General features: G+C 54.1%; 13 protein-coding genes. 5 read left to right on the forward strand and 8 right to left on the reverse strand.

Annotated features, from left to right (window positions below):
* Positions 1–487: 487 nt before the first annotated feature.
* Complete coding sequence (locus AB1598_06395) at positions 488–1,606, reverse strand: HD domain-containing phosphohydrolase (protein ID MEW6144634.1); 1,119 nt, start codon at positions 1,604–1,606, stop codon at positions 488–490.
* Between the two features lie 182 nt (positions 1,607–1,788).
* Here AB1598_06395 and carA point away from each other — a divergent pair, with 182 nt between their 5' ends.
* Positions 1,789–2,934 (forward strand): glutamine-hydrolyzing carbamoyl-phosphate synthase small subunit, encoded by a 1,146-nt coding sequence (carA, locus tag AB1598_06400; protein ID MEW6144635.1) that lies wholly within the window; start codon positions 1,789–1,791, stop codon positions 2,932–2,934.
* Positions 2,935–3,424: 490 nt separating this feature from the next.
* Here the strand turns inward: carA and AB1598_06405 are convergent, their stop codons facing one another.
* The 5 genes from AB1598_06405 to AB1598_06425 form a co-directional block, all read right to left on the reverse strand.
* A complete protein-coding gene (locus AB1598_06405; GenBank protein ID MEW6144636.1) occupies positions 3,425–5,026 on the reverse strand; it encodes an indolepyruvate oxidoreductase subunit beta family protein in 1,602 nt (533 codons plus the stop codon).
* Between the two features lie 207 nt (positions 5,027–5,233).
* Complete coding sequence (locus tag AB1598_06410) at positions 5,234–7,363, reverse strand: indolepyruvate ferredoxin oxidoreductase subunit alpha (GenBank protein MEW6144637.1); 2,130 nt, start codon at positions 7,361–7,363, stop codon at positions 5,234–5,236.
* 110 nt (positions 7,364–7,473) lie between these two features.
* Positions 7,474–7,953, reverse strand: coding sequence for a dual specificity protein phosphatase family protein (locus AB1598_06415; protein ID MEW6144638.1), 480 nt, complete (start codon positions 7,951–7,953; stop codon positions 7,474–7,476).
* Positions 7,946–8,656, reverse strand: a complete 711-nt coding sequence (gene nfi / locus AB1598_06420) for a deoxyribonuclease V (protein ID MEW6144639.1) — start codon at positions 8,654–8,656, stop codon at positions 7,946–7,948. The genes AB1598_06415 and nfi overlap by 8 nt, the downstream gene beginning before the upstream one ends.
* Positions 8,643–8,894 (reverse strand): hypothetical protein, encoded by a 252-nt coding sequence (locus AB1598_06425; protein ID MEW6144640.1) that lies wholly within the window; start codon positions 8,892–8,894, stop codon positions 8,643–8,645. Before AB1598_06425 ends, nfi begins: the two co-directional genes overlap by 14 nt.
* 175 nt (positions 8,895–9,069) lie before the next feature.
* On the opposite strand from AB1598_06425, the gene gshB reads away from it, so the two are divergent.
* The 4 genes from gshB (at position 9,070) to AB1598_06445 (ending at position 12,104) form a co-directional block, all read left to right on the forward strand.
* Positions 9,070–10,020: a glutathione synthase gene (gshB, locus tag AB1598_06430; GenBank protein MEW6144641.1), complete on the forward strand. Its 951-nt coding sequence runs from the start codon at positions 9,070–9,072 to the stop codon at positions 10,018–10,020.
* 55 nt (positions 10,021–10,075) lie between these two features.
* Positions 10,076–10,366, forward strand: a complete 291-nt coding sequence (gatC, locus tag AB1598_06435; GenBank protein ID MEW6144642.1) for an Asp-tRNA(Asn)/Glu-tRNA(Gln) amidotransferase subunit GatC — start codon at positions 10,076–10,078, stop codon at positions 10,364–10,366.
* A gap of 12 nt (positions 10,367–10,378) precedes the next feature.
* Entirely contained in the window at positions 10,379–11,839 is a 1,461-nt protein-coding gene (gene gatA / locus AB1598_06440) for an Asp-tRNA(Asn)/Glu-tRNA(Gln) amidotransferase subunit GatA (GenBank protein ID MEW6144643.1), read from the forward strand.
* 76 nt (positions 11,840–11,915) lie between these two features.
* On the forward strand, positions 11,916–12,104 hold the full coding sequence (locus AB1598_06445; GenBank protein ID MEW6144644.1) for a hypothetical protein: 189 nt from the start codon (positions 11,916–11,918) through the stop codon (positions 12,102–12,104).
* A 1,172-nt stretch (positions 12,105–13,276) separates the two neighbouring features.
* On the opposite strand, the gene rsmI is transcribed toward AB1598_06445, so the two are convergent.
* Positions 13,277–14,116, reverse strand: a complete 840-nt coding sequence (gene rsmI / locus AB1598_06450; protein ID MEW6144645.1) for a 16S rRNA (cytidine(1402)-2'-O)-methyltransferase — start codon at positions 14,114–14,116, stop codon at positions 13,277–13,279.
* Positions 14,117–14,221: 105 nt separating this feature from the next.
* Positions 14,222–14,716, reverse strand: a complete 495-nt coding sequence (locus tag AB1598_06455; protein ID MEW6144646.1) for a calcium-binding protein — start codon at positions 14,714–14,716, stop codon at positions 14,222–14,224.
* Positions 14,717–14,844 lie beyond the last annotated feature (128 nt).

Raw genomic sequence — 14,844 nt, forward strand, 5'->3', positions numbered from 1 at the left:
ACTAATCTGAACTCCCGGTTTTAAAACCTTAGGATGACACGAGTATCTCTCCGCTCCCGTATTATAGCTTCTTGATATTTTATACAATTTAATCCGTTGTTTTTAAGATACAAGATACAAGGATGACAACATAAAAATAGATTTCTCGGCTTTGCCTCGAAATGACATATAACTACAAAGACGAGATTGCCGCGTCTCCTTCGTCCTTCGACCCTTCGACAGGCTCAGGGCGAACGGACTCGGAAGCTCGCAATGACAGAATCAAGCAAATCCTCCCTAGCCTACTTTGGCTCAGGCAATGACAAGCCGGAATTAATTTACTCAGCTGCCTTTGTTGATATGACATCCGAATGCGCACTTGCTTGCATTCGTTCTTTTTCTAAGGAGGGAATTAAATGTAAAGACAAAAGATAGATTTCTCACGTAGTTCGAAATGACAGAATTATGATGTGACCCTACGTCCACAAATCGGTGACAGGAAAGAGACTCAGATTTTGTATTTGCTAAGCTCGAACATGAGCTGTTTCAGGTACTCGGAGCTCGATGAGGCGATGCGCTTCTTGATGTCCTTCCATTCCTCGACAGGAATGTTCACGAATACGTCTATTACATCCGGGTCGAACTGTGAGCCCGAAGCCTCGGCTATTTTCTCCACCGCGTCCTCGAAAGGTATCGCTTTCCTGTAAGTCCTCCGCGATGTCATCGCGTCGAGCGCGTCCACAACGGAGAAGATACGCGCGCCGAGCGGTATCTCCTCTCCGGAAAGCCCCGACGGGTAACCCTGTCCGTCGTATCTTTCATGATGAGTATGGACTATCCTCGCCGACTCCTCCAGGAAGTCTATCTTCTTCAAGAGCTCGTAGCCGAACTCGGCGTGCTTCCTCATGAGTCCCCACTCCTCGTCATTCAGCTTGTCGGGCTTGAGGAGAATATTGTCGGGCACGCCTATTTTTCCTATGTCGTGGAGGAGCGCCCCCTTGGCTATTATCGAAAGCTCCTCGTCGGAGAGCTTCATGTGTTTTCCGAGGTTGATCGCGTACTCGGTAACCCTGTAGGAGTGGTACCCCGTCTCGTGCTCCCTCAAGTCAAGCGCAAGTATCATCGCCTCGAGAGTTCCGGAATACGCCCTCACGAGCTCCTCCGTCTGCTCTATGACCTTCTTCTCGAGGTTCTTCTGGTAGTCCTTGTTCGCCTTTATGAGGTTAGACCTCTCGATCGCGCGCCTTATGACCGTATCCACGTCCGTTACGTTGAAAGGCTTGAAGACGTAATCGTAGGCGCCTTCTTTCAAAGCCGCCCTCACGTTCTCGATATCGCGCGACGCGGAGACCATGATAATGGAGAGGTCGGGGGAGTACGCCTTTAACTTTTTAAGCGTCTCTATGCCGTTCAGCTTCGGCATCTGTATGTCGAGGAGGACGACATCGTAGTCCTTTACGCGGTAGAACTTCTCGAGAGCCTCGAGACCGTTCGCGGCGACGTCGCACCTGTAACCGAGCTCTTCGAGCGCCTCGACGAAGAGACTCCTTATAGCGTCCTCGTCGTCCACTATGAGGATCTTTTCCCCGTTCTTTCTAAACGCGTCCACGGATATTCTCTTAGCCATTTCCATAATAACTATAATCCATGAAGGCTATATACCTTCCAAGCAGAGTTTTCGCCGATCCTCAGCCGGCTTATCAAGATTAGAATTGGGGAATTCCGCCACCCATCACCCCCGATGAGCGCCGCACATACCCCCATTACGTATAAATATACAGTCAAAAGTTTGACACGGTGATTTTTAGTATGTATTTTCCAAACGAAATCATGAAAAAAGCGACTCTGGTGATTGAAGACGGCAGTGTTTTCGAGGGGTTGAGCTTCGGGGCGGAGGGGGAGGCTTACGGAGAGGTCGTATTCAACACCTCCATAACCGGGTACCAGGAGATACTCACAGACCCCTCGTATAACGGTCAGATCGTTGCAATGACCTACCCGGAGATAGGGAATTACGGAGTCAATCCCGAAGACATTGAATCGAGAAAGCCGTTCTTAAAGGGCTTCGTCGTTAAAGAATATTGGAAAGAGCCCTCGAACTGGCGCTCCCGCGGAAGCCTCGGGTCGTACCTCTCGGACAGCGGGGTCGTGGGGATAGAAGGGATCGACACGAGGTCGCTCACCAAGCTCATACGCTCGAAGGGCGCCCAGAAGGCGGTAATATCGACTGCAGAAAGCGACCCTGAAAAACTGCTTAAGAAAGTGCGCGCTTCCCAGGGGATAGTGGGCATAGACCTGGTCACGGAAGTGAGCTGCGATAACCCTTACAAATGGAGCGAAGGGACGGGAGCGTGGAGACCGGCCTCTGAAAAAGCGGCCGGGGAGAGGAGACGGTTCCGGGTAGTCGCATATGATTACGGTCTTAAGCGGAACATATTGCGGAAGCTCTCCGACCACGGCTGCGAGGTATCGATTGTCCCCTCGAGGACTCCTCCGCACGAGGTGCTCTCCATGAAGCCAGACGGGATATTCCTCTCTAACGGCCCGGGGGACCCCGCGGCGGTCGCTTACGCCGTCGAGAGCGTGAGGACGCTGATAGGGAAAAAGCCGATATTCGGCATATGCCTCGGACACCAGATACTGGGGCTTGCACTCGGCGGGACGACGTACAAGCTCAAGTTCGGACACAGGGGGGCGAACCAGCCCGTCAAGAACCTGAGAACGGGGAAGGTGGAGATCACGTCGCAGAACCACGGGTTCGCCGTAGACGCGGATAGTCTCGGGGGAGATGTGGAGATAACGCACATCAACTTGAACGACAACACGGTCGAAGGGCTCAGGCACAGGGAGCACCCGGTGTTCTCAGTGCAGTACCACCCGGAGGCCTCGCCGGGGCCTCATGATTCCTCTTACCTGTTCGAGGAATTTATAGAGATGATGGAAGAGAACTGCTGAGAGGGCGTTCACTCTGTCAGTCTCAGGTTATCGGCCCATTCCCTCTTCTGAATTGAGCCTTCTTTCTTCATGATGACATCCTTCGACAAGCTCAGGATGAACGGGTAAAAACCACCCTAGCCTGTTTTAGTTTAGGCAACGATGAGCCGGCAGTTAATTTACTTGAGAGTCTTTGCTGGTATGGCGTCCGTTTCTTGCACTAGTTCAGAACCGTTGCTCGAAATGACAACTTTCTATCGCGGCGGGCCTGTCCTGAACTTGATTCAGGAAAGCCGCTCCTACGGACAGTATGCAGGATAAAAGATGAGATTGCCACGGCTCATTCTGAGCCTCGCAAAGACAGATAACTACAAATCCACCCTACCCCTCCTTTACAAAAGGAGGGAATTAAAGGAATCGCGGCTGGAAGCCGCTCCTACGGTTTATTAAGGATGAGATTCCCAATCGAGTCGGGAATGACAAAAAGATTAAGGAGGTATGTGCGGGGTGTTTAAGCTGCTCTTCTTTCAAGCACTTCCCGGGCCATCTTCTCGGCCTTGTCTATGCCGTTCACGGACTCGCCTGATATGAGCTTGAGCGCTTCCTCCCCTATCTCGAGCGTGATGTCGTAGTTCTTCCTCTTGTTCTTCTCGAACTCGGCGATCGGGGATATTACGTTGTCTATTAACCGGGTGAATGCGTTCATCGTCCTCCTCCTGACCTTGCCGTAGCCCTTGACCATCGAGGCGCTCCTGGCGACGAGTGACCCTACCCTGTAATCGAGGGACGCATAATATTTGACGGCTTCCCTGTATTTCTTTATGAGCGCATGCTCTTTCCTGTACCGGAACGAGTGTCTCCTCATAAACTTCATTTTTGTGAGGAGCCAGAGCGTCGCGTATCCCGAGAACGACGTGGTAACGGGAGTCTGACCGAAGGTGAGCGGCTTCTTCCTGGGCCATACCTTCTTAAAGATTCCCGTCTGCGTGAAACGAACCACGGGCGCCACAAGGAAATACGGCAGAAGCCCGTATAGCTCTTCCGCGTCGGGCTTGAGGTAGTCGACGACCCTGAAGACCTGGTCGTCCCTGAGCCTCATCTCCTCCTTTATCCTCTTGAACCTGTCCGATTTTATCTTGAGGTCGGCCACGCGTATTCCGTCCTCGTAGCTCATGAGCAGAGCGAGGTTCTTCGCGTAGTGCTCCGTAAGCTTGAGCCCTCCCCCCTTCGCACTTTCGTCAATTTGATAGATTGCTTTCACGTCTTCTATGTATTCGTCCGCGTATTCCGCGTCCTGGTATTCGAGCAGCCTGAATACGGACTCTGCAAGAATCTCCCGGAGGCTCGGCGGGAACTCGGACTCGAGCCTTGAAACCCTGCCCAGATATTCCTCCCTGTCGTACTCCTCGAGCCTGTCGGCCCTCTCCTGCACGAAGCTCTCCCAGACCCGGGGGGGCTTCTTCTGCTCCGCGCCCTTACGGGAGGACACGTGCTCGTACCCGACCTCGAACGCTTTCAAGCTCGCCTTTACCGAAACTCCGACCATCTCGACCGACTTTACGAACGATTCCCTTTTTATCGGCAGCACTCCCGAAGCGCAAACCGCGCCCAGGAGTATCGCGTTCACGGCGAGATCGTCCATGCCGTTCTCCTTGGCCAGCTTCAGCGCGTCGAGCTCAATGAACCTCGATGAAAACGAGGATGCTATCTTTCTGAGATTCTCTTCGGAGTATATACCGCTTCCGACGGGCATCTTCTCGAGCGTCGAGTATATCCTGTGCGTGCTCGTGACTATGGTCGTCTTGTCGGAGCCGTAGCCCAGCTGCAGCGCCCTTCCGAGCTCGAGGAATTCCTGTGAAATGATAACGTCCACTTCGCCGGGGACCGGGAACTGCGCGAAGATTACCTGCCTGTCCCCGGAGGCCGACCTGGGGTGCGCCTCCATGTAGTAAACCGTGGACCCTCCCCTTTGCGAGAGGCCCGGGAGGCTTATCCCCTGCACATCGTAATCCTCGAGGAAGAACGCCTGTACCAGCCATTCGGTGAGCACCCCTCCGCCCTGTCCGCCGACTGCGGGGATAAATATTTTTATCAGATCGCTCTTAGTCCGCATCACTTATCAGAAAAGCAATTTCAGAAAAATACTACAACAATTTTTACGCCTTCTACAATCTATACGCCTGACGCAATAAATTCCATGCTTTAACAAAGAACAGAGAGATTCTGATCGATATACGACGATAGAAACGAAAGGATTATAGTCATAGTCAGCCTCCCTTCGGAGATTCCGGTATGAGATGCGGTGACGGGAGCGGTCAGCCTAACCCGACCAGCCGTTCCGCGAAACCAGGTGAAGTAGCGAGCGGTTTATTTTAGCCCCGATCCGTTCGAAGAGAGAAGGGTTGTCTATTATCTCCACCCTGTAGAAGGATGGGCAGAGGACGGCCGCGTGCGCTATCTCCCCGCAGAGCCCGCAGCCGACGCACGAAGGCTCTATATGCGCCACAGGGTCTTCCCGGAGTATGGTGGGACTGTCCTTTAGCGTGAGCGAAGGGCACCCGTTGAACCTCATGCACGAGTGGTCTCCCGTGCAGACGTCGGGGTCGACGCCGAGTTTTTTCTGCACCATGCGCCTGCCGTCTTTTATATTTTTTTTAATCGTAATCTTTTCTCTTCTCGTCTTCTCGAGCTGGCACTCGCCCCTGGAAATAATGACTCTCAGTCCCTCGTCCTCTTCGTAAGCCTCGCTCAGCACCCCGATCGATTCCCTGAGGTCGTAGGGGTTCACGGTTTTGATCCACCTAACGCCCGCTCCACGGAGGGCTTTTTCGATGTCCATGCCGACCCCTTCCTGTCTCATGTTCTTGCCGGAAGCGGGGTTCTCGTGATGACCGGTCATGGAGGTCCAGAAATTCTCGAGGATTATCAATATGGCGTTCTGGTTGTTATACACCGCGTTCGCGATGCTCGTCGTTAGGCCGCTGTGCCAGAACGTCCCGTCTCCCATGAACGATATGACCCTCTTGTTCGCCATCCTCGAAAGAGCGCCCGCGGAGGCGAGGCCTATGCCCATGCCGGTGATGGAATTGCTCAGGTCGAAAGGCGGGAGCCCGCTCATGGAATAGCAGCCTATGTCTGACGCGTAGTATGACTTCCCGTAGTCTTCTTCCAGTATCTTGATCGCCGTGAATATGGGCCTTTCAGGACAACCTGTGCAGAAAACGGGGTTCCTCTTGGTTACGGGCTGCTTTAAAAAGCTCGCTGCCCTCTCCTTGTGTTTCTCCGTGAACTCGCTCCTTTCCTTTATCCTCTCCTTCTCGTATTCGGAGAGCGTGTTCTTGAGGAGGAACTGACCCACCCCTTTCGCGATATGGTCGGGCGTGAACTCGCCCGCCTGGGGCAGTATGTCCTTACCGAATATATCGAGGCCGAGCTTCGCCCTCTGCGCGATTGCCCTTATCTGCTCTTCTATGAGGTTGGGCATGCCTTCCTCGACGACGAGCACGGCTTTCTTGTCCCGGAGGAAGAGTATTATCTCCTCGGGGACTAGCGGGTTCGTTACGTTAAGGTTGAGTATCGGTATCCTGCACTCGCCGTAGAGGCTCGCCTCGCCCAGGTTATAGAGGCACCTCATGAGGGAGTTGTATATCATCCCGTGTGTGATTATCCCCATGCTGCTCTCGGTCCCTTCGAAGAACTCGTTGAGCCTCCGCTCGAGTATGAACCTCCTCGCGGCGGGAATCCGTTCGTGGTATTTCTTCTTTTCGTGGTCGAAGGTAAAGGGCGGGAGCGGTATCTTGTCGAGGTCGGTTATGAGGTCATCCAGCCTGTTGATCGTGCTGATTTTAGGGTCCTTGTTGTCACGGCAGGTCATCTTGTTCATTATGTGGGCTACTCTCGTTGACAGGAGAAACATGACGGGCATGTTCGAGTATTCAGAAAGCTCGAATCCGGCCTCGACCATCCTGGCGACCTGCCCGAGGTCCCCCCGGGGGTCTATCACTGCCATCGTTGACTTCAGCGCGAACGGGAGCGCCCTTTCGGCGACGCACGTGCTGTCGCAGCCGTAATCCTCGCCGACTATTATCATCGCCCCGCCCGTTACCCCGGATGAAGATATATGCGAGAGGGCGTCCGAGGCGACGTTCGTGCCCACTATTTTCCAGTTCACGGAGCCCCTGATCGGATAGCTGATCGACGCCGACAGCAATGACGCAGCCGAGGCCTCGTTGCCGGAACAGTCGAAATATATTCCCTTTTTTTTGAGAACCGGCTCGTACGCGTCGGAGATGACATCGATGAGCCTGGCCGTCGGAGAGCCCGGATAGCCTCCGAGATAGCTCACGCCCGACTGTAGGAAAGCCTTGAGTATCGCAAGCGGCGTATCCCCGAAAAGTGTTTCGCCTTCGCCGTAATTCAACTGCTCGAGCAGTTCTTTTGAGTAACCCATTAAAACTCCCGCTCCGAAGCCCGTCCCGAACCCCGGCGTCTATAATCTACCAGAAAAGGGCCTGATATACCAAAAAGAAAAAGAGAGAAAGGAGTATCGGCAGCCGGTTGTCATTTAAAAAGCCCCTCGATGGCAAGACTCTCACGTATTATAAAATAATACTCTTTTAGTGCCTCCTCCTGCTCCCAGGTGACGAGGTGAAAGGGCCTTTTCAGCTTGACCGTATCGAGCGCGGTTGCGGGCTCGATCTTCATATGGTGCATGAGGAAGCAGGCGAGCATGAGGTTCGTCCTCCCCATACCCGCGTAGCAGTGAACGGCTACGCGCCTGTTACTGGCGATCTGGGCGCTCACGAAATCGACGAATTCCGCAAAATCTTCGTGCCTGGGGGCCTTGAAATCATCGACAGGTATGTGCTTCACGATAAACCCTTCATAGTCCCTCGCATGCTCCCTTTCTTCGAGGTTCACTATTGCCTCGATCCCTTCCCCTCTCAGGAATTCGAGGTCGTCTTCGTGGCTGTTAAACAGACCAGGCCGTTCCATCCCCGCTATCACGCCCTCTACCACCCATGAAAACCTCTCAGGCACTGCCGTACACTCCTCTTTTCAGCTCCGCGACGTATATATCCGCGCGCCTCGTGGGCTCGGGTATCCTGTAGCCTCTCGCGCATAGAAGCGCGATCTCCCTCGCGGTGTCCGTGTCGAGCCTGTGGCCCGGAGACACGAAGACGGGCTTTGTCTTATCCTTCGTCCGCAGGACTGAGCCTATGACATCCCCCTCCTTCGATAATAAAGGACTCGAATCACCCTTTTTCTCTCCCGGCTCATCGTACGTCCCGTAGAGCCTCTTCTTCGCTATCCCCATAGCCGGAATGTCGAGGAGCACGCCTACGTGACAAGCGATGCCGAAACCCCTCGGGTGCGCTATGCCCTGCCCGTCTATAATCAGGAGGTCCGGCTTTCGCCTTAGCTTCCTGAAGGTCTCGATTATCGCCGGCCCCTCCCTGAACGCGAGGAGTCCCGGTATGTATGGGAATCTCTCGTCGCAAACGGAGTAAACCCGCTCGATCTCGCCGAGGGCGGGGTACGAAAATAATATTATCCCGCATATGAGCTTGCGGCCGTCTTTCATGACGGACAGGTCCGCCCCGGCGACAGTCTTAACCTCCCCGAGCTCCTTATGTATTATGACTTTTTTGCTTAATTTCCTCTGGATCTCGAATGCGCGGGCGATAGACGGCGCGCCTTCCCGGTAGAGGGCTTCAATAGTGTCGGCATCAGTGGTATCCATAGATGTCCCTTATCACCCTCCTGAACCTCGGGGCGTATATAAGCTCGAAAGCGAGCTCTTTCCCCGGAAAGAGCCTGAGCGCGAAGTCCCTCACTTTCTCGAAATGCTCGAGCGCCTCTTCCCTTGTCAGGTTGGTCTGATACATGAGGGAGATGGTGAAATCGACCATGAACCGGAGGAGCCTGAGCTTTCTGTTCTCCTCCGCTATTTCTTCGGGTGTGGGAATCTGTTTTTCCATGGCATTAGCCGCCTCGGGACTATCTATTTACGAAAAACCGGTCATTAAAAGTATACATGAAGCGCTTAGAGGGATTAACCTGTTTTCGATGCATTCCGATGCGTCTGTATTTGTCCGCAACAATAAAATTCGGTAGAATCAAACGGCATCACATAAGATCTCAAGGTTAAATGAAATGAAGCTCAGAATGGCTTTCGTCATGGACCCCGTGGGGACAATAAACACGGAGAAGGATACGACGTACGTCCTCATGCTGGAGGCCCAGGCGAGGGGACACGAGGTGCATTACCTCGAGCTCAAGGACCTTTTCGTAAAAAACGCGAAGGCCTACGGGAGCGCAGCCCGGATCAGACTAAGCAGGGGCGCCGATTACTATAAACTCGGCGAGAGAAAGACCGTCGGTATGGAGACGTTCGACGTCGTGTGGATGAGGAAAGACCCGCCCTTCAATCAGGACTACATATACGCTACTTATATACTGAGCCTGATAGACTTGAAAAAGACAAAGGTCATAAACGACCCGCGGGGCATAAGGGAGTCGAACGAGAAGCTCTACACGCTCTATTTCCCCGAGTGGATACCGAGCTCGATAGTGACGAAGGACATAGCGCAGCTTAACAAGTTCCTCGCCGAGGAGGGAGGGGAGATAGTCGTGAAGCCCCTCGACGGCCACGGCGGCGAAGGGGTCTTCTACGTCCGCGAAGGGGACAGGAACTCGAACGTGATACTCGAAACGATCACGAATTTCGGCAGGCAGTACGTCCTCGCGCAGAGGTTCATAAAAGAAGTGAGCGAGGGGGACAAGAGGATAATATTACTTAACGGCGAGCCGCTTGGAGCGGTGCTCCGGGTGCCCAAGCCGGGCGGGGAGTTCAGGTGCAACTTCCATTCGGGAGGAAGCCCCGCCAAATCGGAGCTCACAGAGAGAGACCTCAGAATCTGCAAGGCGCTCTCCAGGAGACTCAGGAAGGACGGCCTCTATTTCGTCGGCATAGACGTGATAGGCGGGTCCATAACGGAGATTAATACGACGAGCCCCACGGGAATCCAGGAAATAAACAGGCTAAACGGCGTGAAGCTCGAAGCGGACGTGATAGATTTCGCGGAGGAGCTCTGCTCGCACTGAGGCATAGATCATCCCCCGAACATAAATTGCGTCAAACTGCAGACGGGAGAAACGAATGAAAATCACGAGGGACGACGTAATCAAGGTCGCGGAGCTCGCGAGGCTCGAGTTCGGAGAGGAAGAGCTCGCGAGATTCACCGAGCAGCTAGGAAACATACTTACGTACATAGGGAAGCTGAACGAGCTCGACACGAAAGACGTCGAGCCGACATCCCACGTGCTCGACATAGCGACCCCGCTCAGGGTTGATGTCGTCGAGGAATGGCTCACGGTCGGTGAAGCGCTCGAGAACGCCCCGCAGGAGGAAGAGGGCTTCTTCGTCGTCCCGCAGGTGATAGAAGATTAAGGAGATATCTGAATGGAACTCCCGTTTTTGTCTATAGGGGAAGCGTCGAGACTCATAAAGAAAAGGGAAATCTCCCCCGCAGAGCTGACGGAGTCCGTACTCGACAGGATCGTAAAGCTCGACGGGAAGCTCAATTCCTACATCACGGTCATGGGCGAGAGGGCGATCGAGGCGGCGAAGGCAGCGGAAGAGGAAATCGCCTCGGGCAATTACCGCGGCCCCCTTCACGGCATCCCCATAGGCCTGAAAGATATATTCGTCATGAAGGGCGTCCCGGCCACGTGCGGATCGAGGATGCTCGAGAATTTCTTCCCTCCTTACGACGCGACCGTCACGAAAAAGATACTCGACGCTGGAGCGGTAATCACGGGCAAGAACAACATGGACGAGTTCGCGATGGGCTCGTCTACCGAGACATCCTACTTCGGCCCTGCGAAGAACCCGTGGGATTTGGAGAGGGTGCCCGGAGGCTCGAGCGGCGGGTCGGCAGCTGCGACCTCAGCATCGCTCTGTCTCGGCTCGATAGGAACGGATACGGGCGGCTCCATAAGGCAGCCGGCCGCATTCTGCGGGGTCGTCGGCATGAAGCCCACTTACGGGCGCGTCAGCAGGTTCGGCATGATAGCGTTCGCGTCCTCGCTCGACCAGGCGGGCCCCATAACGAAAACTGTCGAGGACACCGCCATAATACTTAACGCGATATCGGGACACGACCCGAGGGACTCGACTTGCGTCAACACACCTGCGCCCGATTATACGGCAAGCCTGAAAGACGACATAAAGGGCGTGAAGGTGGGCGTGCCGAAGGAGTATTTCATTCCGGGCATGGACAGAGAGGTGGAAGAGGCCGCGAAGAAGGCGATCGCCTTGATAGAGGACCTCGGGGGAGAGATTATCGAGATATCGCTTCCGCACACGGAATACGCAGTCGTGACCTACTACATCATCGCCCCATCGGAAGCGAGCTCGAACCTCGCTAGATACGACGGAGTGAAATACGGCTACAGGACCACGAACGCTGAAACGCTCCGCGAAATGTATTTCAGGACGAGGGCAGAAGGGTTCGGGAACGAGGTCAAGAGGAGGATAATGCTCGGGACGTACGCGCTTTCGGCCGGATACTACGACGCATATTATCTCAAGGCACAGAGGGTGAGGACACTCATAAAACGGGATTTCGACGAGGCTTTTAAAAAGGTAGACGTCATCATGGCCCCGACGGCGCCCGAAACAGCGTTCAGGATCGGCGAAAAAACGGACGACCCGATAAAGATGTACCTGTCGGACGTGCTCACGATACCGTGCAACATAGCGGGGCTCCCGGGGATATCCGTCCCGTGCGGGTTTTCATCGGACGGTCTCCCGATCGGCATGCAGGTGCTGGGCAAGCCTTTCGACGAGGCCTCAGTCATTCACGTAGCGCACGCGTACGAGCAACACGCAGGATGGAGGGAAAGGAGACCGCCACTCTGACGTCTGAGGTTAATCTCATATAGACTTATAGCAGTATGCATCATGTTAAGCGGAGATTGTAAACGAGGAGAACGAAATGACCGGGAAGAAAAAGGTATGCATGATATGCGGGAAGCCGTCGGAAGCTTCTATATGCGACGAGTGCAAGGCGAAGATACAGGGGGAGGCTGCGGGCGAGAAACAGAAGATAGAGAAGCAGGTGAAGGTGGGGTCCGAGGTTGAAAAGGACAAGATTGTGAGGAAGCATATTCGGGAGAAGAAGTAAGAAGAATGAGATTGCCGCGTCGCTTCGCTCCTCGCAAAGACAGGCCAAATATTCCGTCCTTCGACACACTCCAGTCTTCGCCAAGGCTTCGCCAGGCAAGCAGGACGAACGGATTTTAAAATATGAGATCCTGAATACTATGGGTCATTCAAGGAACGACCGTGGAATACTTGCAGCGTTGCATTCAGCCTATGGCGTCCGGTTCTTGCACTTGTTCAGAACCGTAGTTCAGGATGACTGAATTGCTTTTTAATGTCCCCTCACCCTTCACCCTCTCCCACAGAGGGGAGAGGGGATTAAAAAAACAACAATAGATTTCCCACGCTTCGGTTCGAAATGACACTCTTCGATCCTTCGACAGGCTTCCCGGCTTCCCTGTGCTTCGCCGTGGCAAGCGCCCTTCTGGTTTCGGCAGGGGCCCAACCCGTTCGTCCTTCGACGAGCTCAGGATGAACGGGTTAAGGTGCGATGTTGGTTTAGCACCGTAGGTAACTAGAACCACGGAACACACTATGTGTGCGCCGGGCAAGCAGGACGAACGGGTAGAGGTAACTTGCGGTTCAGTAGAGGAGATTGCAATGAATCGTATATGAGCACACATTGTGTGCCGCCGATTCTGTGAATGTCGGAAAAGAAAAATAAAATCCTCCCTAGCCCTCCTTTTTCTAAGGAGGGAATTATAAAGATTGTCGCGGCTGAAAGCCGCTCCTACGGACGGGATTCATGATGCAGGATAAAAGATGAGATTGCAGCTGCTGCTGTCGCAGCCTCGCAATGACAGAAAAATATTAAGGTACACCCCCACCCGATCCCCCTTCGCCATCCTCCTTCGCCAAGGCTTCGAAGGACAAGAGACTTCGGGGGACAAGCCCTCTCCCCTCCTGAAGAGGGGGGAGGGAATTAATTGATTTGATTCGTCCTTCGACAAGCTCCCGTCTTCGTCAATACTTTGCCGGATCACACTACGGCTGACCCCCCCAACGGCTCATAGTCTTTGGGCGACGTGCCGCAAACAGGACGCACGGATGGCGAGTCGCTGCTGACATCCGAATGCGTAACCCGCTCATGCTTCGATCCTTCGACGTCGCTCAGGACAGGCTCCTGCTCAGCACGAACGGGTTGGGTTGGGCGGAGTGGGAGATGGAAATCATATGCCAGCGGGCGCTGGCCCGCTATCCCCGGCCCCAGATTGCGAGGGCGCGCTTGTAGGTCTTGCTCTTCGAATATCCCGTTTCACCCGACACGATCTTTACCGCGTCTTTCAGGCTGAGCCCTTTCTTTTTACAGGAGCTCAGCATCGTGTCCACTTCTTCCGTATCGGCTTCCCCGCTTTCAGGCGATGCACCCTCGACTACGAGAGTCACCTCCCCTTTTATTTCACTCCGCTCTAAGAGGGATTCGAGCACTTGGGAAATCTTCCCCCTTAGAGTCTCCTCGTAGAGTTTCGTCATCTCGCGGCTCAGGGAAATATTGCGGTCTCCCAATACTTCCAGCATTGCGCGGAGGGTCTTGAGAACTCTATTGGGAGATTCGTAGAAAACGAGCGTTTCGGGATAATCTTTTATACGCGCGAGGAAATCGGTCAGATGCTTCTTCGTCCTGGGCGGGAAACCGAAAAAAGCGAAGTGTGAAGTGGGGAGACCGGAAACGCTCAACGCCGATACGGCTGCAGACGGGCCCGGTATCGACAGCACGTCGATACCGCTTTCGGAAGCGAGCTTGACGAGCCTGTACCCGGGATCGGATATGCAGGGGGTCCCGGCATCGGAAACGAGGGCTACGCTCCTTCCGTCACGCAGAAGCGAGAGTATCTCGTTCGACTTTTCTATCTCGTTGTGCTCGTGGTAGCTGATGAGGGGTCTCTCGATCGCGTACCGTGCGAGGAGCTTCTTCGTGGTCCTCGTGTCCTCGCACGCGATGAAGTCCGCTTCTTTCAATATTTCGAGGGCCCGGAGCGTTATGTCCCCGAGGTTCCCGATGGGGGTCGAAACGATATAAAGCTTTCCGCTCATCTTCTCCGAGAATAAACCGCAATCGTCAATACGATATTTTCAATTACGGTTTATACCGAGTCAACCCCTTGCTTCGCCAGTATTATCAGGCGGATAAAATCAGCGCTAGTCGATATTACATCTCTGATGCGACTCGTAGTTGATGCATTTGTCCGTATCTTTCCCGCCGTCGATGCCGTCTGTGCCCATGCCACCGTCGAGGAAGTCTTCCCCGTCGTTCCCTTCGAGATAGTCGTTCCCGTCCCCGCCGTAGACGACGTCGTTATCCCTTCCGCCTCTCAGGTCGTCGGTCCCAGCGTCGCCGTAGATAATATCCTGGCCGGGGCCGCCGGTTATCGTGTCGTCGCCGTCTCCGCCGCAGATTACGTCGTCCCCGTCGAACCCTTTTATCTGGTCGTTCCCTCCGAGACCGGCTATTACGTCAGGGCCGAGCGAGCCGTTTATGGTGTCGTTCTTATCGGTTCCCACGATCGTGGCCGTTTTGCCCTGGCATGAAGGCGGGGTTTGAGGCTGCTGCGGCGCCGGGCTCGCAGCGTATGAATTCAAAGCAAGGAACGTTATAGCTAAGAAAGCAGAAATCCCAACCATTATCCTTTTCATATCATCCCTCCCTAACTCTTTGATATAACTTCAATTAAAATACCGGAGGCCGGAAAAGTCAAGCGGAATATAAAGTTATTACGAATATTAAAAATCCACAGTGTCTGAGCGTGGAACCCCGGCTTTTA

The organism is Thermodesulfobacteriota bacterium (assembly GCA_040754335.1).
Lineage (GTDB): Bacteria > Desulfobacterota_D > UBA1144 > Nemesobacterales > UBA2774 > 2-12-FULL-53-21.